19 protein-coding genes and 1 CRISPR repeat array are annotated in these 23,270 nt (G+C 53.4%); of the genes, 2 read left to right on the top strand and 17 right to left on the bottom strand.

The window, feature by feature from the left end; translation table 11 throughout:
* The first annotated feature begins 82 nt into the window (after nt 1–82).
* Nucleotides 83–1,018, top strand: a complete 936-nt coding sequence (locus tag EKM83_RS02915) for an alpha/beta hydrolase (protein ID WP_125575153.1) — start codon at nt 83–85, stop codon at nt 1,016–1,018.
* Nucleotides 1,019–1,132: 114 nt separating this feature from the next.
* Nucleotides 1,133–2,319: a CRISPR direct-repeat array (repeat unit 28 nt; unit sequence GGATCACCCCCACACCTGTGGGGAATAC).
* 155 nt (nt 2,320–2,474) lie between these two features.
* Here the strand turns inward: EKM83_RS02915 and EKM83_RS02920 are convergent.
* Nucleotides 2,475–4,472 carry a KUP/HAK/KT family potassium transporter gene (locus EKM83_RS02920; protein WP_125575154.1) on the bottom strand — a complete coding sequence of 666 codons (1,998 nt, stop codon included), beginning with the start codon at nt 4,470–4,472 and terminating at the stop codon, nt 2,475–2,477.
* Between the two features lie 172 nt (nt 4,473–4,644).
* Here EKM83_RS02920 and EKM83_RS02925 point away from each other — a divergent pair, with 172 nt between their 5' ends.
* Nucleotides 4,645–5,466, top strand: coding sequence for a helix-turn-helix domain-containing protein (locus tag EKM83_RS02925; protein WP_125575155.1), 822 nt, complete (start codon nt 4,645–4,647; stop codon nt 5,464–5,466).
* Between the two features lie 3 nt (nt 5,467–5,469).
* Here EKM83_RS02925 and EKM83_RS02930 read toward each other — a convergent pair whose 3' ends face one another.
* The 16 genes from EKM83_RS02930 to rnc form a co-directional block, all read right to left on the bottom strand.
* A complete protein-coding gene (locus EKM83_RS02930) occupies nt 5,470–5,754 on the bottom strand; it encodes an LlsX family protein (RefSeq protein WP_125575156.1) in 285 nt (94 codons plus the stop codon).
* Nucleotides 5,755–6,188: 434 nt separating this feature from the next.
* Nucleotides 6,189–6,644, bottom strand: coding sequence for a hypothetical protein (locus EKM83_RS02935; RefSeq protein ID WP_125575157.1), 456 nt, complete (start codon nt 6,642–6,644; stop codon nt 6,189–6,191).
* Between the two features lie 175 nt (nt 6,645–6,819).
* On the bottom strand, nt 6,820–7,176 hold the full coding sequence (gene rplS, locus EKM83_RS02940; protein ID WP_048736156.1) for a 50S ribosomal protein L19: 357 nt from the start codon (nt 7,174–7,176) through the stop codon (nt 6,820–6,822).
* Nucleotides 7,177–7,288: 112 nt separating this feature from the next.
* Nucleotides 7,289–8,068 carry a tRNA (guanosine(37)-N1)-methyltransferase TrmD gene (gene trmD, locus EKM83_RS02945; RefSeq protein ID WP_125575158.1) on the bottom strand — a complete coding sequence of 260 codons (780 nt, stop codon included), beginning with the start codon at nt 8,066–8,068 and terminating at the stop codon, nt 7,289–7,291.
* Nucleotides 8,068–8,586 carry a ribosome maturation factor RimM gene (gene rimM, locus EKM83_RS02950; protein WP_125575159.1) on the bottom strand — a complete coding sequence of 173 codons (519 nt, stop codon included), beginning with the start codon at nt 8,584–8,586 and terminating at the stop codon, nt 8,068–8,070. Before rimM ends, trmD begins: the two co-directional genes overlap by 1 nt.
* A gap of 81 nt (nt 8,587–8,667) precedes the next feature.
* Nucleotides 8,668–8,928 (bottom strand): KH domain-containing protein, encoded by a 261-nt coding sequence (locus tag EKM83_RS02955; protein WP_125575160.1) that lies wholly within the window; start codon nt 8,926–8,928, stop codon nt 8,668–8,670.
* Between the two features lie 9 nt (nt 8,929–8,937).
* Nucleotides 8,938–9,213 carry a 30S ribosomal protein S16 gene (gene rpsP, locus EKM83_RS02960; RefSeq protein ID WP_024525325.1) on the bottom strand — a complete coding sequence of 92 codons (276 nt, stop codon included), beginning with the start codon at nt 9,211–9,213 and terminating at the stop codon, nt 8,938–8,940.
* An 87-nt stretch (nt 9,214–9,300) separates the two neighbouring features.
* Entirely contained in the window at nt 9,301–9,591 is a 291-nt protein-coding gene (locus tag EKM83_RS02965; RefSeq protein WP_125575161.1) for a hypothetical protein, read from the bottom strand.
* Complete coding sequence (locus EKM83_RS02970) at nt 9,588–10,910, bottom strand: vWA domain-containing protein (protein WP_125575162.1); 1,323 nt, start codon at nt 10,908–10,910, stop codon at nt 9,588–9,590. The genes EKM83_RS02965 and EKM83_RS02970 overlap by 4 nt, the downstream gene beginning before the upstream one ends.
* 3 nt (nt 10,911–10,913) lie before the next feature.
* Nucleotides 10,914–12,089 carry an AAA family ATPase gene (locus tag EKM83_RS02975; protein WP_125575163.1) on the bottom strand — a complete coding sequence of 392 codons (1,176 nt, stop codon included), beginning with the start codon at nt 12,087–12,089 and terminating at the stop codon, nt 10,914–10,916.
* A 172-nt stretch (nt 12,090–12,261) separates the two neighbouring features.
* Complete coding sequence (locus EKM83_RS02980) at nt 12,262–14,910, bottom strand: cation-translocating P-type ATPase (RefSeq protein WP_125575164.1); 2,649 nt, start codon at nt 14,908–14,910, stop codon at nt 12,262–12,264.
* 363 nt (nt 14,911–15,273) lie between these two features.
* Entirely contained in the window at nt 15,274–16,722 is a 1,449-nt protein-coding gene (gene ffh, locus EKM83_RS02985) for a signal recognition particle protein (RefSeq protein WP_125575165.1), read from the bottom strand.
* Between the two features lie 19 nt (nt 16,723–16,741).
* The gene (locus EKM83_RS02990) at nt 16,742–17,083 is read right to left on the bottom strand and encodes a putative DNA-binding protein (RefSeq protein ID WP_125575166.1); all 342 of its coding nucleotides are present in this window, start codon (nt 17,081–17,083) and stop codon (nt 16,742–16,744) included.
* 326 nt (nt 17,084–17,409) lie between these two features.
* Nucleotides 17,410–18,885: a signal recognition particle-docking protein FtsY gene (ftsY, locus tag EKM83_RS02995; RefSeq protein ID WP_125575167.1), complete on the bottom strand. Its 1,476-nt coding sequence runs from the start codon at nt 18,883–18,885 to the stop codon at nt 17,410–17,412.
* Nucleotides 18,885–22,439, bottom strand: a complete 3,555-nt coding sequence (smc, locus tag EKM83_RS03000) for a chromosome segregation protein SMC (protein ID WP_125575168.1) — start codon at nt 22,437–22,439, stop codon at nt 18,885–18,887. Before smc ends, ftsY begins: the two co-directional genes overlap by 1 nt.
* Before the next feature lie 12 nt (nt 22,440–22,451).
* The gene (rnc, locus tag EKM83_RS03005; protein ID WP_125575169.1) at nt 22,452–23,147 is read right to left on the bottom strand and encodes a ribonuclease III; all 696 of its coding nucleotides are present in this window, start codon (nt 23,145–23,147) and stop codon (nt 22,452–22,454) included.
* Nucleotides 23,148–23,270: the final 123 nt, after the last annotated feature.

A 23,270-nucleotide genomic window follows, 5' to 3' on the forward strand; every position in this document is an offset into this window, starting at 1 on the left:
TAAGCCATTTATCTGATACGCTTGATTGGCTCTGTTTCAAATATTCCGGTAACATTAGCAGTAACAGGAGGGGGAGATCAGTATGCGAAACCTGTTGAAATGGGGTTGGGGAACCCTACTCATCTTTGGTGTCGTCCTGGCGGGGTGTACCGCTATCGACGGCCACCAGTCAGTCGCTCAAATTCGGGTCCGCACGCACAAGGTCACGCATTTAGACCGGGCTAAGGTCAAACGCACACGGACCCAGAAAACGAAGACACGTTTACACCAAGTCGGCTACGCAACGCCCACGTTGTTCATGCATGGATTTGGCGGCAATGCTGGCTCGACCAACCATTTGATCGATAGCGCCCAGGCAGACGGCTATGCCAACCGAACCTTACTGGCGACCGTCAGTCCCGCTGGCCACGTCGCTTGGAGTGGGGCTTGGCCTAAAGGCACGCGCCATCCAGAAGTTCAAATCGTTTTTCAGGACAACCGTAACCGTAATTACCACCAAGATGCGCGCTGGCTTAAGCGTGTCATCAAGCAACTGCAACGGCGCTACGGCATCACGAAATTCAATTACGTCGGCCATTCGATGGGCAACACGGATATCATGATGTACGAAACGCTCTTCGGCCAGCGGAAACGCCTGCCTCAGCTGCAAAAGTACGTGGCCATCGCGCCGCCAATGCTGGGCAATATCGTCATGAATCCCTGGTCGGTCCACACGACTAATGCCGCCAATGGCCGCCCGAGTCACTTCTCACCGACCTTCCAGCAACTCGTTGACAACCGGCAAAATATTCCGGATAACCAACTTCAGATTCTCAGTATCTACGGGACCCTAGGCAACGGCGCCAACACAGACGGCACCATCTCAGTCGCCTCTGCCCGCTCGCTGCGCTACCTGGTCCGCAACCGCGCCAAGTCCTTCAAGGAAGTCGAACTCACCGGCGAAGACGCCGCCCACGGGGCTTTGCCACGGCGAAATCCTGAAGTGGTGCGGGATATGGAAGCATTTTTGTGGGGATAATTGGGAGTTAGCTTAGAGATATTAGAGACATAGGAAAAGACCCACCTGGCCTTGGTTGGCTGGTGGGCCTTTTCCTATACATCTACTCTTTGGAGACATACAGCGACGGCTTGGGGATCACCCCTACATCTGTGGGGAATACACAATGATTGAGACACTGGACTACGACAAGATGGGATCACCCCCACACCTGTGGGGAATACTTGTTCAGCATCGGCCTTGGTCCGGCCGCCATAGGATCACCCCCACACCTGTGGGGAATACTCTATAAATTCCACGGACTTATTTGGGACGATAGGATCACCCCCACACCTGTGGGGAATACTGGGCGTTACCAACTGAGATTGTGCTAAACAGCGGATCACCCCCACACCTGTGGGGAATACCCACAGTTTACCCTGACAGCAAACTTGATATTGGGATCACCCCCACACCTGTGGGGAATACTTGAACTTGTTGAGCCATTCACTGGCTTCGATAGGATCACCCCCACACCTGTGGGGAATACAACAGCTAGAAGAAGTGGTCGAGAACGACTTGGGGATCACCCCCACACCTGTGGGGAATACGGTAAGACTATCCGGCCGGTGCACGGTGATTGGGGATCACCCCCACACCTGTGGGGAATACATAAAAAAGGCCACCCACAGGCAACCCTTCCAAGGATCACCCCCACACCTGTGGGGAATACGGGGCATACCCGTCACAAACGTCGTGCATCACGGGATCACCCCCACACCTGTGGGGAATACTTGCGATGGCCGAACCAGACTTGATTGAGAAAAGGATCACCCCCACACCTGTGGGGAATACCAAAATTGAGACTATCAACCCAGACGAAAATGGGGATCACCCCCACACCTGTGGGGAATACTGATGTAGGCCCGCTGCCCCCAGTACTTAGATTGGATCACCCCCACACCTGTGGGGAATACGTGTCATTTCTTGAACCCCCATATTTTGTGATAGGATCACCCCCACACCTGTGGGGAATACAAGCATAGAAAATTCATATAACACCTATAAATAGGATCACCCCCACACCTGTGGGGAATACAGGTAGTAGACTTGCTCGCAGACAAACTCCTGGGGATCACCCCCACACCTGTGGGGAATACCAGGGATGGGACGATGTGAATGTGACTTGTGAAGGATCACCCCCACACCTGTGGGGAATACGACTGTCGGTCAAGGCAAGCACCTTAAATCGCGGGATCACCCCCACACCTGTGGGGAATACGCTACGTGAGGCATACTTTTCACGAATGCGACAGGATCACCCCCACACCTGTGGGGAATACACTAAACAAACGCCGTCACACCGGGATTATGAAAATTCAAAAGTCCCGTTTTCATTTAACTTGGTTTTAGCATACACTATCCGACCAGCTTTGACAATCTACTTTCTAAATCAAAAAAAGGTCTCCGGATTTCAGGAGATCTTCAATAAATCAATCTATTCCTTCCGCCGCCGTAAAGTCCGGTCCGGATGCTGCCCAATGAACAATGGGACCCGTTCCTCGACCACATCACTGAAGGCTAAGCCGTACCAGCGTTGTGGTGACAGCGAGATACGTTGTAAGAGCAGTCGGCCGCCAATCAACAAACGGTCTAGCAGTGGCAAGTCCTCTTGGGCACCGAGGTCTTGGAACTGCTGGTTCAACATGACGAATTTGAAATTACCGACCCGCCGACCAGGGATACTGGAGTAGCGTGGCGTTTGATCATCCAGCACGCCCTCATTCAGCAAATCATTAACAATTTGCCGCAAGTAGACGTTTAATCTTTGGGGTTTCTTGAATCCCAGGTACAGCTGGACGTCCATCACACTGCGAGCTAGCTGCTGCACAGTATAAGTGCATTCATACGGCGTGTCCGTTTCATTGACCGTGACGAACCAGTAGACCTTGGCACGCTTGGGCTGCTGGTCCAAAATCGAGTAGACCGTGGCCCGTTTGACAGCGTAGTCCTCACCCACGTGACCGATGTACACCAAGTTCGTGGCAAACGGTGGGACCTGGTCATCCTGGCTCAATGCAGCCAGTTGTGGCACGAAGTCTAATAGGGAGACATTTTCCGTATTGGCCAGGTGCGCGTCTCGCCGCACATTGCCGACGTGCCAGAAGACCATGACCGTGAGAATTGCCAGCGTCAGCAGGACCGTCACGTACCCACCGTGGACAAATTTTGCCAGGCTGGCCAGTAGGAACAAGCTTTCTAGCAAGCCAAATGCCGTGACGTACACGTTAGCCAAAAGCCGGTGGCCGCGTTGCTGGAGGAAGGCGCGTAATAACAGCGTGGTCATCAGCATCGTGATGGTAATCGCCAACCCGTAAGCCGCTTCCATGTGCGCCGAGGTTTGGAAATACCATACGATTGATAGCGTGATACCGCATAGCAGCCAGTTAACGGCTCCCACGTAAAGCTGACTCTTGACGTTGCCGGGAAACTTGATGCGCAGTCGCGGCAATAATTTCAGTCCGATGGCCTCGTGGACCAGTGTGTAAGACCCGGTAATCAACGCCTGCGACGCAATGATAGCGGCGATGGTCGCAATCACAATTGCAAACATCCGCCAGTGCACGGGCACCATGGCGTAAAACGGGTTAAGTGGTCGGGCGCCCGTAATCAGCGCACCGTGTTGCAGTACCCAAGCGCCTTGGCCCAGATAACTCAGCATCAGCATCGCGTAGACGAATGGCCAGGTGCCATAAATATTTCGTTTACCAACCTGCCCCATATCCGAATAAAGTGCCTCGGCCCCGGTGGTCGCCAGGAAGATACTGCCCAGGATAAAAATGCCTTGGCGGTTCTCAGGACTCAACAAGAATTGGACTGCGTAGACCGGTGACAAAGCCCGCAACATTAGCGGCACCTGAATCAGATTGTGTAACCCGACCAGGCCGATAAACGTAAACCAAATCAACATCAACGGGCCAAACGACCAGCCAATCAATTGTGTGCCGAAACGCTGAACGAGAAACAAAATCAGTAGAATGCCGGTCACGACCAGCAAGACCCAGCTTTGCTCGGTACTAAAATGCAACGGCCCCACAATTTGGCCTTTTAGCCCTTCAATCGCTGAGGTGACCGTCACGGCTGGCGTCAACGTACCATCGGCTAGAATGGCCGCCCCACCAACCAAGGCGGGCACAATCAACCATTTGGCCTGGTTCCGAACCAGCGCATACAACGCAAAAATACCGCCTTCATCGCGGTTGTCCGCGCGCATCGCCAGCAGAATATATTTCACAGTCGTAATCAACATCAATGTCCAAAAAATCAGGGAGATGCTTCCCAACATCATGGGTGCCAGCTCCGCGGGCTTTTGTGGACCAGCCGCGCCGATGATGGCGTTCATGACGTAGAGTGGCGAGGTGCCAATATCCCCGTAGACGATGCCTAGGGTAATGATCATCCCTAATCCTGATAGCGTTCGTGTCGTGGTTTTCATGGCTTGAGACCCCCTTTGGATTCTGGCACCCATGATACTCATTTCGTATGACGTTGCCAACGAATACGCTGTGATTTAGTAAGTCATTAACCGAATTAAGGGGTAACACGATAGTTCTAGGCGAACACCCCTTTTCTCTGGTATCATCAAGGATAACTTAGGGGGGACGAACATGGACAATCAGTTGGGGACCATCTTAAAGGAAACACGCTTACAGCAGCACCTGTCGCAACAAACCGTGGCCACGGGCATCTGCGCGCAGTCAATGCTATCAGCCATCGAGACGGGCCAGGCGACGCCGAATGCCAAATTATTGATTCAGTTGTGTCAGCGGCTAAATATCAGCCTCAATGCTATTACCTTGGCACACGATTTTGACGTCAGTGAACGGGAAAATTTCAACACCCACGTCAGTGACCTGTGTGCGCAACACGACTACCATCAATTACGGGACTACTTGAATAGCGAGGCCGTCCTGTCCGCCATCGCAACGGCCGACCAGACGCAGGCGTATTACTACTACCTAGGCGTGACTGACTTTCAATTGGGCAGTCTGACCGCAGCGCAACAAAATTTCCGCTTGGCCCTGGCCAGTGCGGCGACCAAGCGGCCCACCGCATTGACGCGCCTATGTTACGGCTCCCTTGGGCTGGTCGCGGCTTGTGAGCAAAAACGCCAAACGGCCACGACCGCCATTCAAGCGGCCCTGGCCTATTTGGATGAGACGCCCTACGAAGAAAATCTCAACTGTTTATTCTATCTGGCCGCCTACGCCCATGAAAAGCTGGGGGACTCCGCCATCGCAGCCACCTACCTGAATCAGGGTATCGCCTTTGCCAGTGATCACAACTCCCATTACATGCTGGCCAATGACTATCATTTATTGGCGCTCTTGAGCACCCGTTCGGAGAATCCCACGTCGCCGTTATTAGCCAAACAATATGAGACCATGTTGACCACGTTATTTCACGAAAAAGTCTACGACGACTTTTAACGTTTAGGGAATCAACCGGTGCCGGAGTTCAAGTAAGGCAAATAGCAACAGACTACCACCCAGCCACACCAATCCCATCCCTTGATTTAGCGTCTGACCGTTCGCTTGACCGGTCGTGCGAGTAAGCTGGTAAAAGGCCAGGCCAAAGACCCGGAGATCCATAACCGACGCCCGGCCCATCTGCACCCAGGCATTGGCCGACGAAATGATGATCGTTAATAAACCGGCGGTGACTACCAAACTGATCAGCCCTTCCAGGCTCCAGCGACGCAGATTTGCCTTTACCATCACAATGCCCCCTCTTTCGGCGCTAATTCTAGCACAGGCCGTTGCGGGGCATCCGGTGGGTGAACAGGTTCAGTCGTTGGATTAACTAAAATCGAATCAAAAAAATCACTCACCATTCTTTTGAATGTGCGCGTGATTTTTTACTTTGAGAAGCTTGAATCTATTAACGGATTTCTCTGAGTCAGAGTACCAGCCTTTCTTAAACGCTGATAATTAACTTAGTAGAAAACATTTAATCAATACTTACTGTAACTCTGTTACTAACAGTTCAAGGCTATTGTTGAAATTTCAACAGTCGTTGACGTTTTTCTACATCCATGCAATCCAACAATCATCCGTTTTTTTAATTATCACGGACCACGCCAACGAACGGCCATGCTTGTTGGCAGACAGCAATCAATGAATATTTCAATTTCTCACCACAAAATTCTGTGCTATCTGACGTGCTTCCATGAATGATAGAATGTTCCGCCGTTAACGTTTTTCATCACGCGAACTTTCTTCCCTTTAATCCGTTTTGTTGCCAGATAATCAAAGTCAGCATCATCTTGCTTTGCTGAATAAAACCCAAAAATTGCTTCTTTATGCTTGTTAACTTTAACCTTATCATGCAAAACAAAGAGTTGTTTGTTTTGCAAATGCCGGGTCTTTTTCCAAGATTCTGAACGCTTGTCTTTTTGGTACCAGGTAACAGCATGTTTTCTAATGACAAGTTTTTCATAATTCAAATACGGGACATGACCATACCAGGTTCCTCGCGATTTTACTGGAGTTGCCCGTGTATAATTCATGAATCTTGCATCAGCTGTCGACAACATTGATAGACAAATTACTGTACCCACAAACAAACTCATTATCAGCAAAATACTTTGTTTAATTCGCTTTGACATTTCTTTTCTCTCCCTTTCAGCTATAAATTTTCAATCGGCTACCAATAGTAACCAGAGTTAGTATACAAAATGTGGGTGCCATAGTTTGTCACTTTAACTGCAAATATGTAAAAAAACGTCAATTTTTTCACACAAAAAAACCAACCACCGAAGTGATTGGTCTTTAAAGTGCAAACTAGTTGCGACGGCGTTCTGGAATCCGCGCTGCCTTACCGTTAAGTTCACGGAGGTAGTAGAGCTTAGCACGACGTACACGACCTTGACGAATAACGTCAATCTTAGCAACACGTGGGGAGTGTAATGGGAAAATCCGTTCCACACCGACACCGTTACTGATCTTACGTACCGTGTAAGTTGCTTGGATGCCAGCACCCTTACGCTTGATTACGACACCTTCGAACAACTGGATACGTTCGCGGGTACCTTCGACGATCCGGGCGTGAACCCGAACAGTGTCTCCGGCACGGAAGTCTGGAACATCGTCCCGTAATTGTTCTTGGTTGATCTTAGCAATTAAATTGTTTTGGCGCATAATATATTCTATCCTTTCGCCAACATTCATTCTCAGGAGCGACAGCGGAATGTTGTTTCTGTGGCTAAACAGCCAAAAGTAAGTGTACCATATCTGAAAATGCCTGTAAAGGTTATTTTCTTGACTCTGGTTCTGCGGCTTGCCGTTCCTCTTCTTCGATGCGCACGTCCGCCAGCAAATGCTTCTGTTGTGCGGTCAATTTGTGGTGGTCGATCAAATCAGGCCGGCGCAAATAAGTCCGCCGTAAAGCCTCTTTTTGCCGCCACTCGTCGATTTTACCGTGGTTGCCACTGATCAAGACGTCTGGGACCTTCATCCCCCGGAACTCAGCTGGCCGCGTGTATTGCGGATACTCCAGCAAGCCCGACGAAAAGGAATCGCCCGGCGCTGACTCCGCGTTACCCAAAACTCCCGGTAACAGTCGTACCGTCGCATCAATCATGACCATTGACGCCAATTCGCCGCCCGTTAAGACGAAATCGCCCAAGGAGACCTCATCCGTCACCAGTGTCCGAATCCGCTCGTCATAGCCCTCATAATGGCCACACAGGAAGGTCAAATGCTCTTCGTGGGCAAACTCCTCGGCCACGTGTTGATCAAAGGTCACGCCGGCTGGGTCGAGCAAGATGACCCGGCCCTTAGGCAAGCCCTCCGCCGCGGCCTGCTCTTCGGTGGCCTTGAGCGCATCGAAAATCGGTTGCGGCTGTAGCAGCATGCCAGCGCCCCCACCAAAGGGATAATCGTCGACGTTGCCGTGTTTGTTGGTCGAATAGTCCCGGAAGTTGGTCACGGGCATGGTCAGATGACCATTTTCAATCGCCTTACCGACAATCGAGTCATGCATCGGCCCGGAGAACATGTCGGGAAATAAACTTAACACATCGATTCGCATTACTCGAGTCCCTCCATTAATTCGACCGTGACCTGGCCCGCATCGAGGTCAACTTGCTTGACCACGTCGTCGATTTTTGGCAACAAGAGGTCGTCTTTGCCCGGTCGGTCCACGACCCACACATCGTTGGCGCCCGGCGACAAGATTTCCTTGATTTTGCCTAATTCTTCGCCATCAACCGTCACGACCTTCAGGCCCACGATTTGGTGGTAGTAGTATTCACCCGGTTGTAAGTCACTGGTCTCTAACTCGTTGTCCGTGACCTTGAGCGTGCTTTGCTTGTAGATTTCCACGTCATTGATGGATGGCTTGCCCGCGAACCCTAATAAATAGAAGTTCTTGTGCTTACGCATCGTCGCGACCGTCAGCTGGATGGGTTGAGTCTGACCCTTTTGAAAGGCATAGAGCGTTGACCCGACCGCAAAGCGGCTCTCCGGAAAATCCGTGGTCGCCACGACCCGGACTTCTCCCTTGATCCCGTGGGTGTTCACAATGGTTCCTACCGTATAATACGCCATGTCAGTAGCCTCCTTTTTAAGTCATAATTTATTTTAATTTTCTTTTTTAGTTACAAAAAAACTCGAGGAAACGTTGCCGCCTCACTCGAGTTTCTTTGCCGGGCGGTCATCAATGATGAGCCGGACCCGTTTATTGCCCTGTACGCGCACGCTATAGACAATCGTCCGGATAGCCTGTGCGACACGGCCTTGTTTACCGATCACCCGTCCGACATCATCGGGATGAACGGCTAACCGATATTCGTAGAAACGCTCCGTTTCGACCGGTGTAATCACCAAATCGTCAGGATGCTCCACGAGGGGGCTAACAATCGCTAGAATTAATGCCTTAAAATCGGTCATTGCTAATCACTACTTTTTAGTGTACTTAGCTTCATGATATTGCTTCATGATCCCTGCGTTAGAGAGCAAAGTCTTAACCGTATCTGAAGGTTGAGCACCATTGTTCAACCAGTTCAAGATAGATTCTTCCTTTAACGTCACTTGGGCAGGTTGGGTAACTGGGTTGTAGGTCCCAACTTGTTCGATGAACCGACCATCACGAGGGCTCCGTGAATCGGCAACCACGACCCGGTAGAATGGGCGCTTCTTAGAACCCATCCGCTTTAAACGAATCTTAACTGACATGTAGACACCTCCTGTATTTCTTTCAACGTGTAATAATATACCAGTTTCTCGATATGATGTAAAGGGTTTTTTCTTTACACCTTCAAATTATTCAAAATTCCGCTGTAACCAAGCAATATCGTTCGGCGTTAAAGCCTGCTGATGGGCACTGATCCACGCCTGAACTGCCGCATAATCATTGAAGTCGACGTGACTGTCGCCGACGCCCGCGGCCTGGAGGTCCAGGGCGAATTTTAAATCCGCAATCGTCATCGGTGCCTGGAACAACGGGTTTTCTTCGGCCCGGGCGGCCCACTCATCGGCCAAAATTGCCCGGGCATTGCGAAATGCCGCATCTTGCTTGAGTAATGATCGTAATTCGCTGGGTGTCAGCGTCATGTTTGTGACCTCCTTAGGGCTTGCCACTGCGGGTCGGCCGTCAGACTAACGACGGTCCCCGGGGCGGGCGTCACGGAAAATTCGGTAACGGGGCTGGTCAACAGCCACACCACCGTGACTGGCAGCGTCGGGCGCACGTGTTCTTCACCGTAGCCATCCGTTAAAATAACGACCAGCGACTGTGCTTGACCGGCCAACAAGCGCGGCAAACTATCAAACACTGCCTGAAACCGGGTACCGCCACCCCCGGTGCGGAGGAGGCGCTGAGGGCGCTTCTCCAAGCGAAAGCCCCAGGTCTCGTCCACGACCGTATCAAAGGGGTAAACGGTCACCTGGGCCGGATAAACGGCCAATAACGTGGCCATTTGCCCCAGTAGGTAGCTGATCTCCTGATTACCCATTGATCCCGACTCATCCACGAAGACCGCGACGCGTTGCCAGGTCCGCACGATTTGGCCAGGCAGGTCCATTCTGACTGGTTGGCGCCGGTTGAACCGACCATAAGCCGCCTGGCGACCAGCTGGGACCTGCCCTAGCCCCCGTTTCAACACGGCGCGCCAATCCAAGGCCGGCCGCTGAAGCGTTGGCTGCAAGGCCGCCTGGATGTGTCCCGGTAGCGTGCCGCGTTGCTTAGCCGACAGCGCACTGGCCACGCCTTGAAAGAGCTGAGCACGCCACTGCTCACGCGTTTCTGCCGCCTCATCCGTGGCTCTTTGCCAGCCCGCGTGCCCGTCAGCGGCCGTCCCGGTTGTTTCACCCGCGGGGCCACCGAGAGTCAATTGCTGGTCCGTTTGCGCCTGTTGGGCCTGCCAGTGCCGTAACTGGCGTAGGTAGACGGCCGAGTCTTGTTGCGGGGCCACGGGTTCTTGTAGCAGTTCGCCTAACCGTCGACTGGTCACAGCATTGCGCGGTAGATCGGTCAAATAGTCGTTGACCGCCGCATCGGTCGCCCAGCGGACTAAGCCGGCCAGAGCGGGCTTTTGCACCGCGCTGGCGTACCGTTGCGGGTGGCGCCACAGCAAGTGCAATACCGTGTGACGTAACATCGCCAAGAACTGGGCCCCCGTCCAATCCGTTTGGGCCAAGGCCCGCGGCTGGAGCTGGAGTTGCCACTCGCTGGTTGACGCCACCAGCCCTAACGGTGAACGCTGCTGGGCGGTTGCTGGAATCACGCGTAAGCGGCTGAGCACGTGGCCGTAAAAGGGGTCGTGCTGCAACAGATATAAGACCCCATGCCGATACAATTGCTGAGTTAATTGCGGCTGGTCCGCAGCTGAACCGCGGTGCAACCGTTGGAGGTCTGCCGTCAGACTAATCATCGGCTACACCTCGATTTCACTACTACGTTTCCCAATGAGGGTCAATTGCTGATACAGCTGCGCCACGGCGGGACGGTCTGCTTGAACGGCCGCCAGGTCCTCCAACAGGTTGGCTTGGTCGGCGATGCGCTGGGCGATGGCAAACTGACCATCCGGTGGACACGCCGCTAGCAGCTCACCAAACCGCGCAGCCGTCGTTGCCATGGTCAACGGCCAGTCGCTAGCCGCCAGGCAATTTTGCAAAATCGTCTGCTGTTGCGCGGGCGTCAGCGTCTGAAAGGTCGCGACGGCGTCCGGTGCACCCAAGGCCTGCGTGACCGTCAATCCCGGATGCTGGCGCAAAATCTCACTGGCAAACGCGGTGCCGACGCTCACGCCCAAATTGCCTTGCATCAACGCGGTCACCACCGCCGTTTGGCCCCAGAGGTGTTGGGCCGTTAATTCCCGCAACGCCCCGGAGACCCGTTCCCAGGCCCGCGGCGTTGGCTGGAGGTCATCATCCACAGCGTTATCCGTGGCCGTGACCTGTAAGTCCCCCGGATGGTCGCGCAGATACGTCGTGACCAGTGGGTCGATCCGCGGTTGGCCGTTTACCGTGGCCGTCGCCCATTTCAGCCAGCTCGGCGTGTCAGCTTGCAAAATCAGCCGGGTGGTCCGGTCGGCAATCGCTGCATCCCCGGGGGTCACCCCGTAACGGCTCTGGGCAAACCCCGCCATCGTGGCGTCCGGGTTCTCCGCTAAGATCAAATGGACTTGGGGTGGCAAGGTCAGCGTATTGATCTGCCGCTGTAAGACCAGGTTCATCAATTCACTTTGCACGGCCTGAGTGCCGCGGTTGAATTCATCTAAAAACCAAATGATTTCCTGCTGGGGATGGGCCTCAGCGTAGCGCACCATCGCCACCAGCGTATGGGAATAGCCAAATTGCACGTCGGCTAGTGAGCCATACTGCGCCGTTCGCACGAAGGAATCGCTGGTCAACGGCGGTACCGGAATCACCAGGTCGCCCTTTTCCACCAGACTGACCACGGTCGTGAACAATTTAGCCTGCCTGCGCTGTGCCAAATCAGCGACCAGCGCCGACTTCCCAATCCCAGCTTCACCCACGATGGTGGGCACGGCGCCGCTAGCCAAGACCACCTCAGTCGCCTGTAAACACGCTTGATACGTAAGTGCCATGCACGTTTCCTCCTTTTTCAGTCCACAAGAAAGAGCTTGAGCAAAACGCCCAAACTCTCGTTCACTAACTTCAGTTAGCCGAAACGTGCGCCCACGGGCAGCCGGTTCAGCTTAACACGAATCGTTGCCTAACCGCCCCTGGTCCCATTCTTGTTTAGGTCGCAAGTTAGTCTTATTTTAACATGCGACGCTGGAAGAATTTAACGATTTCTACGATGATAATCATCATAAATGAAGCGGCTAAGACGATGCCCCATTGGAACAGGTCCAGATGCGCCACGTGGAACATGCTGTTCAAGCCCGGCACCAGAATCGTCATGGCCAGTAAGGCAAAGGCAATCAGGATCGCCCAGTTGAAGAATTTATTCTTGAACAACCCAACGGTGAAGATCGACCCGTGGATCGACTTAGAGTTGAAGGCGTGGAACAGCTGAATCAAGCCCAACGTTGCAAACGCCATGGTCAAGGCATCGGCGTGCATCAAACTGCTTGTGGTGTGTACCGGGTAAGTGATCGCCAACCAGTAGACGAACAGGGTGATCCCCCCTTCTAGCAAGCCTTGGTACAAGATACCGCCCAAGACCCCACCGGAAAAGAAGTTTGACTGACGGCCCCGCGGTGGCTGTTTCATAATGTTTCGTTCCATCGGCTCAACACCCAAGGCAATTGCGGGCAGCGTATCGGTCACCAGGTTGATCCACAAGATGTGGACTGGCGCCAAGATCTGCCAGCCCAGCATGGTCATCATGAACAACGTGAGGACTTCCCCCAAGTTGGCGGATAACAGGTACTGAATGGCCTTTTGGATGTTGGCAAAGACTTTCCGGCCTTCTTCTACGGCTACCACGATCGTTGAGAAATTATCGTCGGCCAAGACCATGTCACTGGCACCCTTGGAGACCTCGGTCCCGGTAATCCCCATGCCGATACCAATGTCAGCGGCTTTGAGGGCGGGGGCATCGTTGACCCCATCACCGGTCATCGCCACGACCTTGCCGCGCTTCTGCCAAGCATTGACGATCCGGACCTTGTGCTCGGGAGCGACCCGGGCATAAACGGCGTAATCGCCGACCTTTTTGGCAAACGTCTCATCGTCCATGGCATCCAATTCGGCTCCGGTAATGACCGAACTCGTCTCACCTTTTTGGATGATACCTAGCCGCGCCGCAATGGCTGCCGCCGTATCCCGGTGGTCCCCGGTGATCATCATCGGCCGAATCCCGGCTGATTTGGCATCGGCGACGGCCTGAGCGACTTCTGGCCGTTCGGGGTCGATCATCCCGACCATTCCGGCCAAGATCAGGTCATTTTCCACGGCCTGGCTGGTCAGGTCAGCAGGCACTTGGTCCACGATGCGATAAGCAAAGGCTAAGACCCGCAACGCCTGAGTTGCCATGTCGTGGTTGGTCGTGAGAATCTGTTGGCGTTGCTCGGTACTGAGTGGACCTACGACGCCGGCTTGGGCCAAGCGCGTGACCCGTTTGAGCAACTCATCCGGTGCCCCTTTCACGGCAATCAAGAAACGCCCATCGGCCAACGGGTGCACCGTCGACATCAATTTACGTTCGGAGTCAAAGGGAATCTCAGCCACTCGGGGCATCGCGGTCAAGACCTGTTCGACCGGATACTGCCGGTCCAATTGGTACTGGACCAGCGCCGTTTCGGTGGGGTCCCCCGCCAAACCATCCGTGGTGATTTTCGTATCGTTACTTAAGATCATGACCTGTGCCAGTCGATTTTCTTGGTCGAAATCAACCTGGTGGGCATCCGCCAATTGTAAATTCTGGTAAACTTTTTCAACGGTCATCTTGTTTTGCGTCAGCGTCCCGGTCTTATCCGAGGCAATGATGTCGGTGCTCCCCAATGTTTCCACGGCCGGTAGCTTGCGGACGATGGCGTGACGCTTGGCCATACGTTGTGTCCCCAAAGCCAGCGTGATGGTCACGATAGCGGGTAGCCCTTCTGGAATGGCCGCCACGGCTAAGGAAATCGCCGTCAGCAGCATGTCAATCAGGCTTTCCGCCTGCCGCCACATCCCCATGGCAAAGACGATGGCCGCAATCACTAAGATTAAAATGGTCAACGACTTCCCCAGCTGGGTCAAATTGGCCTGCAGTGGCGTGGTCGTTTCATCGGCGGCTTCAATCATGCCAGCAATGCGACCGACTTCCGTTTGCATCCCCGTGGCCACGACGACCCCGGTTGCTCGACCATAGGTAACGTTAGAATTCATAAACGCCATGTTGTGGCGATCACCGATGGGGAGGTCGCTGCCAGTCAGCGTGCCGGCCGCCTTTTCCACCGGCACGGATTCCCCGGTCAGCGCGGACTCTTCGACCTTCAACGAGGCCACGTCGATCAGCCGAACGTCAGCGGGAATGATATCGCCAGCTTCTAGCAAAACGATATCGCCGACGACTAACTCGTCGCTCTTGACCGTCATGACCTGACCGTCCCGGCGAATCGTGGCGTTGGGCGCCGACATTTCTTTCAAAGCGTTGATGGCTTCTTCGGCCTTAGCCTCCTGAAAGACCCCGAAGACGGCGTTTAAGACCACCACGATCAAGATGATCACGGCATCGACGACTTCGCCGGTCAGCCCGGCAATCAAGGCCGCGACCAGCAAGACGATGATCATGAAGTCCTTGAATTGGGCAATAAATTTCTGTAGCAGTGACGTCGTTTGCTGTTGATTCAACGCGTTCCGTCCATTTTGAGCGAGCCGCTCTTGCGCCGTAGCTGAACTCAGCCCCTGCTCCCCCGTCTGTAACTGCTGATACAACGCAGCGACGGTTGCCTGATAAAACGGTAATTTGGCCATTGGCACTTTTCCTCCTGCAGTGTGCTGGTGAAGCTCCCTTTTGCCCATTTGGGGGTAAAAAAAGAGGCTTACGCGTGCACACAAATAATTTGTGCTCACACATAAGTCTCACTATTTAAGACAATCCCGGATTGAACCACCTTAGCGGGCCAAAAAAATCTTGCTGACGGGTATTGCCGCAGAAACGTTCTGCTAGTTACTCCCTTATGGTTGCTTTAGGGGTAGTATACCGGATTATTTAGCCGACGTCTACCCAAAAGCCATCAAAAAGTTAATAGTATTAGTAAGTTTTTGCTAAATTGACAACAAGTTGGCAGCCTTAACGCTCGCCAGCTAACCGCCTTTTTGCTCCACTCTTTTACCCTAACGCCGCTTCTTGCGCTTGAGCCGTTTCTTCTTATTTTTCTTCATTTGACGGGTCATGCGGTTCATGGCCATCTTTTGCATCCGACCACCGATGCCACCGCCACCCATGCCAGCGTTGCCCATGAGTTGTTCCATCCCGGACATATTGCCCTTGGAAACTTGGTTCATCATTTTCTTCATCTGGTTGAACTGCTTGATCATGCGGTTCACTTCATGAATCGGCCGACCAGAACCAGCCGCGATTCGCCGCCGTCGTGATGGGTTCAAGACATCGGGGTTGGTCCGTTCTTGCGGCGTCATCGAGTAGACGACCGCCTTCAAATGGTTCATATCCTTGGGGTCAACCTGGGCATTCTTCAACGCCGGGTTATTGGCCATCCCGGGAATCATCTTCATCAGCTCGTCCATCGGCCCCATCTTTTGGATCTGTTCGATTTGATCCAAGAAGTCGTTGAAGTCAAAAGAATTTTCCTGAATCTTTTCGGTCAGTTCCTTGGCTTGCTTTTCGTCGTATTCCTTTTGGGTCTTTTCAATCAAGGAGAGCATGTCGCCCATGCCCAAGATTCGTGACGCCATCCGGTCGGGGTGGAAGACGTCTAAATCGGTCATCTTTTCCCCTTGCCCGATGAACTTGATTGGCTTTCCAGTGACGGAACGAATCGACAGTGCGGCCCCACCACGGGTATCCCCATCTAACTTGGTCAAAACGACCCCGGTGACGTCCAGCTTGCCGTTGAATCCTTCGGCAGTGGCCACGGCGTTTTGCCCAGTCATGGCATCGACCGTCAACAGGATTTCGTCCGGGTGAGCCAGTTCCTTGATGTTAGCCAATTCATCCATCAGCTGTTCGTCAATCTGCAGACGACCGGCCGTATCAATGATGACGTAATCATTGTGGTCCTTTTCCGCTTGGGCTAACCCTTGGCGAACGATTTCCACGGGATCCACGTCGGTCCCTAACTGGAAGACCGGGACGTCAATGCCGGCAGCCACTTGGACCAATTGGTCGATAGCGGCTGGCCGGTAAACGTCACCCGCAATCATTAACGGCCGTGCGTTTTCTTCATTTTTTAACTTCAGTGCCAACTTGCCGGCCGTCGTCGTTTTCCCGGCCCCTTGAAGCCCAACCATCATAATGATCGTTGGAATCTTCGCCGACTTGTTCAAAGGAACGGCTTCGTCCCCCATCGTCTTAGTCAGTTCTTCGTCAACGATCTTGACGATTTGTTGTGCGGGATTCAAGCCTTCGAGAACGTCGGCGCCCATCGCCCGTTCACGGACCTGCTTCACAAAGTCCTTAACGACCGTAAAGTTAACATCGGCTTCCAATAAAGCCAGCCGAATCTCGCGCATGGTTTCGCGCAGGTCGCTTTCAGAGACTTTCCCCTTGCCGCGAAGCTTGCGCATTGCGTTTTGTAGTCGTTCTGTTAATCCTTCAAACGCCATTCGTATTGCCACCTAACTTTCATTGTTCTTCTAGATTTTCGAGTCCCGCTACCAAACGATTCAGCTTGGCATCTTGCGGGTAATTGGCCGCTACGTAGGCCTGAATCTCGTCAGCCTGCGCGTTGCGTGCCGTAAATTCTTGATAAAGGTGCAGTTTGGCTTCATAATCTTCGAGAATTTTTTCCGTTCGTCGCAGATTATCGTAAACCGCTTGACGACTCACGTTAAATTCTTCCGCAATTTCACCCAGTGAATAATCATCACCGTAATATAGCTGCATATAATTATTCTGTTTTGCGGTCAGTAGCGGCTGGTAGAACGCAAATAAGGAATTAATCCGATAATTTTTTTCAATTTCCATGATGGTCCTCCAGTTCGTGTCACACTCTACCAGAATACCGATTTTTAGCGGTTTCGTCAATTTTTTTCGCTGATTTCACCAGCAAACGACAAAACAGTTAGTGGGCTAGCGTAAATTATCATCAATAATATCGGCCAAGTTGTCCGCCCCCTATTTGGCGGACGGTAGGCGGCCAGCTCAAACTACGACGCGGTAACCGACTAATTTTCACACCATGAATCGCATCATAACAACGTTTCTAGCTGGCTTTCAGCTTCTAATTTTTTAACCGCTAACTAAAAAAACGGCCGCCCACATTTACCAGCGGCGGTCGTTTACCCTAAAGCTTAAGCCTTTTTGTCTAAAGCATTCACGTCGATCAAGCCCTTGAACAAGCCGTAGACGAACTCGTTCGGGTCAAATGGCCGTAAGTCTGAGATTTGTTCACCCAGACCAATGAACTTCACGGGAACGTGCAACTCGTTGCGAATCGCTAAGACGATTCCCCCACGGGCAGTCCCATCCAGCTTGGTCAAGACGATTCCCGTCACGTCCGTGGATTCCTTGAACAGCTTAGCCTGCGTCAAGGCGTTTTGCCCGGTCGTCGCATCCAAGACCAGTAAGACTTCGTGCGGGGCATCCGGAATTTCCCGGGTGATGATTCGTTTCATCTTTTCCAGCTCGTTCATCAAGTTGACCTTGTTTTGTAGCCGGCCCGCGGTATCCACGAATAAGATGTCGTAGTCTTCCTTCTTGGCCTTTTGGACAGCGTCAAAGACGACTGCGGCGGGATCCGATTGCGGTTTACCCGTCACAATGTCCACGTCAGCCCGTTTGGCCCAGACGTCCAATTGCTCGGTCGCCCCGGCTCGGAACGTATCGGCCGCCGCCAACAAGACCTTCTTACCCGCTTGGTGGTACCGGTTGGCCATTTTCCCAATAGTCGTGGTCTTACCGACACCGTTGACCCCGACAAACAAGATCACGGTCGGCCCGTCAGTCGCCATGTTCAACGCGGTACTTTCGTTATTCCCGGCTGCATCATAGATTTCGACCAACTTTTCCACCACGACATTTTGCACGTCCGCGGACTTCTTGGCGTTTTGAAGTTTGACCTCATCGCGCAACTCATCACTGAGCTTGACGGCCATATCAAAACCAACATCGGCACCAATCAAGGTCTCTTCCAAGTCATCGAAGAAGCTCTCATCAACGTGCCGGAAGTTGGCCAACAAGGCGTTCAGCCGCTGACCAAACGTGGTCCGGGTCTTTTCCAGCCCTTGGTCATAAAGCTGTTCATCCGTCTTCTCAGTGGGAGCGTCTGCATCAGTCGCCTCAGCCGGGGCAGTCGAAGTGGCGGCCGCTGACGTCTCTGTTGCGGCTGGCGCCTCACTAGTGGCTGCGGATGCTGGTGTGACATCAGGTGTTTCAGTCGGTGCTGCGGGGGCTGGGGCCTCACTGGCAGCGGCTGAACTGACTGGCGCCGTGCTTTCGGCAGTTACCGGTGCCTCGCTAGCAGTCGAGACCGGCGTTGCTGAAGCAGCCGGGGCGACCGAAGCGGCACTGGAAACCGGCGTGCTAGTCGCGACAGACTCTGCGGCTGACTGTGCCGCTTCACTGGCACTAGATTCTGGTGTACTGGACTCCGGTGTCGCACTGCTAGGGGCCTCACTGACCGCCGCACTACTGGCAACAGGATTGACACTACTAGCGCTGTCCAGTGTCGCTTGGCTAGCGGCAGAAACGGCCGCCTCACTACTAGCCGGCGCCTCACTGGTCGGCTCTTTTTTGGCGCGCCGACGAAAAATATCAAATAATCCCATTAGGATTGCTTCCTTTCCTGAGTGGTTTCTTGGTCCAAATCAACGGCGACCATTTTCGAGACGCCGGATTCTTGCATCGTGACCCCGTAAAGGATATCGGCTTGCACCATGGTTTCCTTACGATGGGTGATCACGATAAATTGCGTTTGATCTTGGAATTGGTGGATGTAGCGGGCAAACCGGGTCACGTTGGCCGGGTCCAGCGCCGCCTCCACTTCATCGAGGATACAAAACGGGACAGGTTGTACTTGTAAGATGGCAAATAACAAGGTGATGGCTGTCAATGCCCGTTCGCCCCCAGAAAGTAAGCCCATGTTCTGGAACTTCTTGCCCGGTGGCTGGGCCATGATGTCCACACCCGTCGTCAACAAATCATGCGGGTCGGTCAAGACCAGTTCGGCCTTACCGCCGCCAAACATCTGCTTAAACGTCGCGGTAAATTTCGCCGCAACTTGGTCGAAACTCGCTTTGAAGCGACTCTTGACCTGCCCATCGAGTTCGGTCATGGTTGCCGTCAATTGTTCCTTGGCTGTGACCAGATCATCGCGCTGTTGGGTCAAAAAGTCGTAGCGTTCCTTGACCTCGCGATACTCGTCGATGGCGTTCAAATTGACCGTACCGATTTCGTCTAAGCCTTTCTTCAACAGCTTCAACTGTACGGCCAGTTCATCAGCCGGCAAGTCGCTCACGTCTTGTTCCGCAGCGGCCAAGCTCAATTGGTATTTCTCAGCCAATTGATTCTGTTGCTGGTCGATCAGCGCGGCCAGCCGGGTCTGTTGGACCTGGGCCGCTTGGAAATCATCGTTGGCCAGCTGTAAAAGGCCGCTGGTCCGTTGATTAGCCGTTTCGGCAGCCGCCAGCTGGTCATTGACCGTGGTCAATTGCTCATCGGTAGCCGTCAATGCCTGTTGCACAGTTTCCCGGTCAGCTTGGGCCTGGGCCAACTGCTGCTTAGCTGCGGCCGGTGTCAACGCGGTTTGCTGCGTCAACGCGGTCAGCTGGGCGGACACGGTTTTCACCTGGTCTTGGTCAGCCGAAATGTCCGCTTGCAACGACGTCACCGTGTCTTGTTGCTGTTGGTGGCGTTCCTTGGCGCCGGCTAGCCAGGTTTGTTTGGCTGTTAGGGCCGCTTGTTTTTGCGACTGTTCCGCCGTGACCATGGTGATTTTCTGCTGTAAATCCGTAATCGCTTGTTCCGTCTCGGCCACTTGAGCTTCGCCGGCTTGAATCTGCTGAGCCAGTTGACTGCTTTGGTCATCTGCGTCGCTGGCTTGGGCCTGTTGAATTTCTAATTCAGCCGCCTTGACCTGCCGATTGGCCTGGTCTAACGTCGTTTGGGCGCTCGCCAAGCGGTCGTCTAATTGACGACACTTTGGCTGCAGGTCATTGATGGTACTTTGGAGGCGCTGACTGGTCTGCTCACTGGTTGCCAATGCCGCCCGCTGCGCCTTGATCTTGGCCTCTTGGGCCGTCAATGACTGCTGCATTTGGGCAATGTTGGCCTGCAATTGCTGGAGTTCCTGTTGCTGGCGGAGGACGCTACTATGGTTCTGCCGCGTTTGCCCCCCCGTAATGGCCCCGCTGGCACTAACCACGTCACCGGCCAGGCTCACCACGCGATACCGGTGGTGGATGCGCTGGCTGATGGCAACGGCCGTGTCTAGGTTGGCCGCAAAAATCGTGGTCCCCAACAGGTAGGCCAAAATCGTTTCCGCGGACCGATTGATTTTGACCAAATCACTGCCGACGCCGAGAAAGCCCGGCAGATTGCGGACCTGTTGTAACGTACTGTGGTCCATTTGCCGGCCCCGTACCGTGCTTAACGGCAGGAAGGTGGCCCGCCCAGCTCGGTGTTCTCGCAAATAGCCAACCGCTGCTTTGGCCGTAGTCTCATCATCGACCACAACTTGTTGCAGCTGGCCACCCAAGGCGTATTCCACCGCGGTGGTGTAGCGTTCCGGTACTTCCAGCAATTCGGAGACCGCCCCGAGTAATCCCCGGAAATGGTCCCGTTGCTTTAAAATGGCGCGGACCCCTTGGTAGAAACCGCCATATTCAGCGGAGGACGCCTGTTGGCTCGCGGCCTTGGTCTGTGCCCGTTGGTAGACTTCGAGGGCTGCTTGCCAGTTGTGCTGGAGCGTTTGGTACTGTTGCTGGTGCTGTTGGTACGCGCCGGCTTCGGTATCTAACGCTTGTTCGGCTTGGTTCAACGCCTTTTTTTGCGTCTTGGCTTGTGCCGTCAGTTCGGTGACCGTCTGTTGGGCCGCTCTCGCCTTGTCCTGCAGGGTCGCTAGCTGAGCCGCCACCCGTTGGCCTTGTTGCTGTAAGCGTTCTTGATTTTGTTGTAAATATTGGCGTTGGTTGCGCCAGTTGGCCACGGCCTGTTTCTGGTCGAAATACGTCGAGCGCTGGTCTTCCAACTGTTGGCGCAGGGCCGCAATCGTCTGGGGATCCGTGGCTGCCGTCAGTTCTCGGGCTTCACGTTTCGCCGTCTTCATGGCCGCCGTCAGCTCATCCACGGAAGCCTGGGCTTGGGTCAGGGCTTCTTGGTTAGCGGCCAATTGGTCCTTCAGTGTAGCCAGTTGGTCCTCTAACCGTTGGCGTTGATCGTCTTGGTGTTTTTGCTGCTCACCGGATAAGTTGACCTGTCCTTGGCGTTGTTCAACCAATTGTGTCGCCTGGACCAATTGCGCCTGCAAGTCATCTTTTTTCGCTAACAAACTGCTCTGCTGATTCTTGAGCGTCGTGACCGTTTGCGTCTGGGCCTTTTCAGCGGCCTGATGCTGGGTCACTTGCTGTTGCTTATCAGTGACTTGCGCGTCAGCGGTTTGCTTCTGGGCCATTTCGGTGTGTAATTGCCGCACCAGTTGCGTCCGGTCCAGCAGCGCAAATTTTTCCTGCTGATCCAAGTAATCTTGGGCCAGGTTACTCTGCTCTTCCAGTGGCTGCACGCGGCCTTCTAGCTCCGCGATGATGTCCTCGACCCGGTGTAAATAGGCCATGGTGTCGTCCAGCTCGCGTTGCGCCTTTTCCTTGTGCTTACGGTACTTGTAAACGCCGGCGACTTCTTCAATGATGTTGCGTCGGTCTTCGGGCTTACTGTTGAAAATGGCTTCAACGCGCCCCTGAGAAATGATGGAGAAGGAGTCTTGCCCCATCCCCGAATCCATCAGGAGTTCCGTAATGTCCTTGAGCCGACAGCTCTGCCCATTCAATTGGTAATCCGAATCGCCCGAGCGATAGAGGATCCGACTGATGGTCAGTTCCGTGTAATCACTTTTTAAATAGTGATCGCTATTGTCCAGCGTGATCGACACGGCCGCCCGATTCAACGGGTGCCGGTCAGCCGATCCCGCAAAGATGACGTCGGGCATCTTACTTCCCCGCAAGCTTTTGGCGGATTGTTCCCCCAAGACCCACCGAACGGCTTCGGAAATGTTACTCTTACCGCTCCCATTTGGGCCGACGATGCCAGTCATCCCCGGCAAAAAGTCAATCCGGGTTTTATCCGCAAAGGACTTGAACCCGCTAATTTCTAATGTCTTTAACCGCATCGTTAGTCATCCTTACTCTTCTTTCAAATTCGCCAACGCGTGGCGCGCGGCATTTTGTTCCGCGTGTTTCTTCGAGTGGCCGTGGCCCTCGCCCAATAATTTGTCATCCACGTACACGGCGACTTTGAAGGCCCGGTCATTGTCGGGCCCCTCTTCGTCTAATAACCGGTAATCGATGTCGACCGGCCCGTTTTGTTGGACCAGCTCTTGTAACTCGGTCTTGTGATCAAAGAACTCATCGAAACGGCCTTCATCCAGCTTGGGGAAGACGACCTTCGTGACAAATGGCACGACTTTTTCCAAGCCTTGGTCCATGTACAGCGCCCCGATGAAGGATTCAAAAATGTCACATAACAGTGAGTCCCGTTGCCGGGCTTGCGCCTTTTCTTCGCCCTTGCCCAAGCGAATGTACTTGTCGAAATGACATTCGCGGGCAAAACTGGCAAAGCTCTGCTCATTGACCATGGCGGCCCGAAGCCGCGTCAAGCGCCCTTGTGGCATCTTAGGGTAGCGCCGGAAAATGTAATTGGACACGACCAACTGCATCACGGCATCCCCTAAGAATTCGATGCGTTCATAAAATTTCAATCCCTGATTGGGATGTTCGTTGACGTACGAAGCTTGGGTAAACGCTTCGTCAAGTAACGATTGATCTTTAAAGTGAATATCAAAATTTTCTGCTAACTCTTGATTTAATCCAACAATCACGCGCTAATTCCCTCATTTCTGCTCTAAATCTTTCAGTACTCGCTCGTTCATTTGAAGACATACATGTCTATTATACCTGAACCCGGCTCACGCAACGGCAATTTACCAAAAATTTTCAGTAAA

Origin of the sequence: Levilactobacillus angrenensis, from assembly GCF_003946085.1 — a bacterium.
In the GTDB taxonomy this organism is placed as follows: domain Bacteria; phylum Bacillota; class Bacilli; order Lactobacillales; family Lactobacillaceae; genus Levilactobacillus; species Levilactobacillus angrenensis.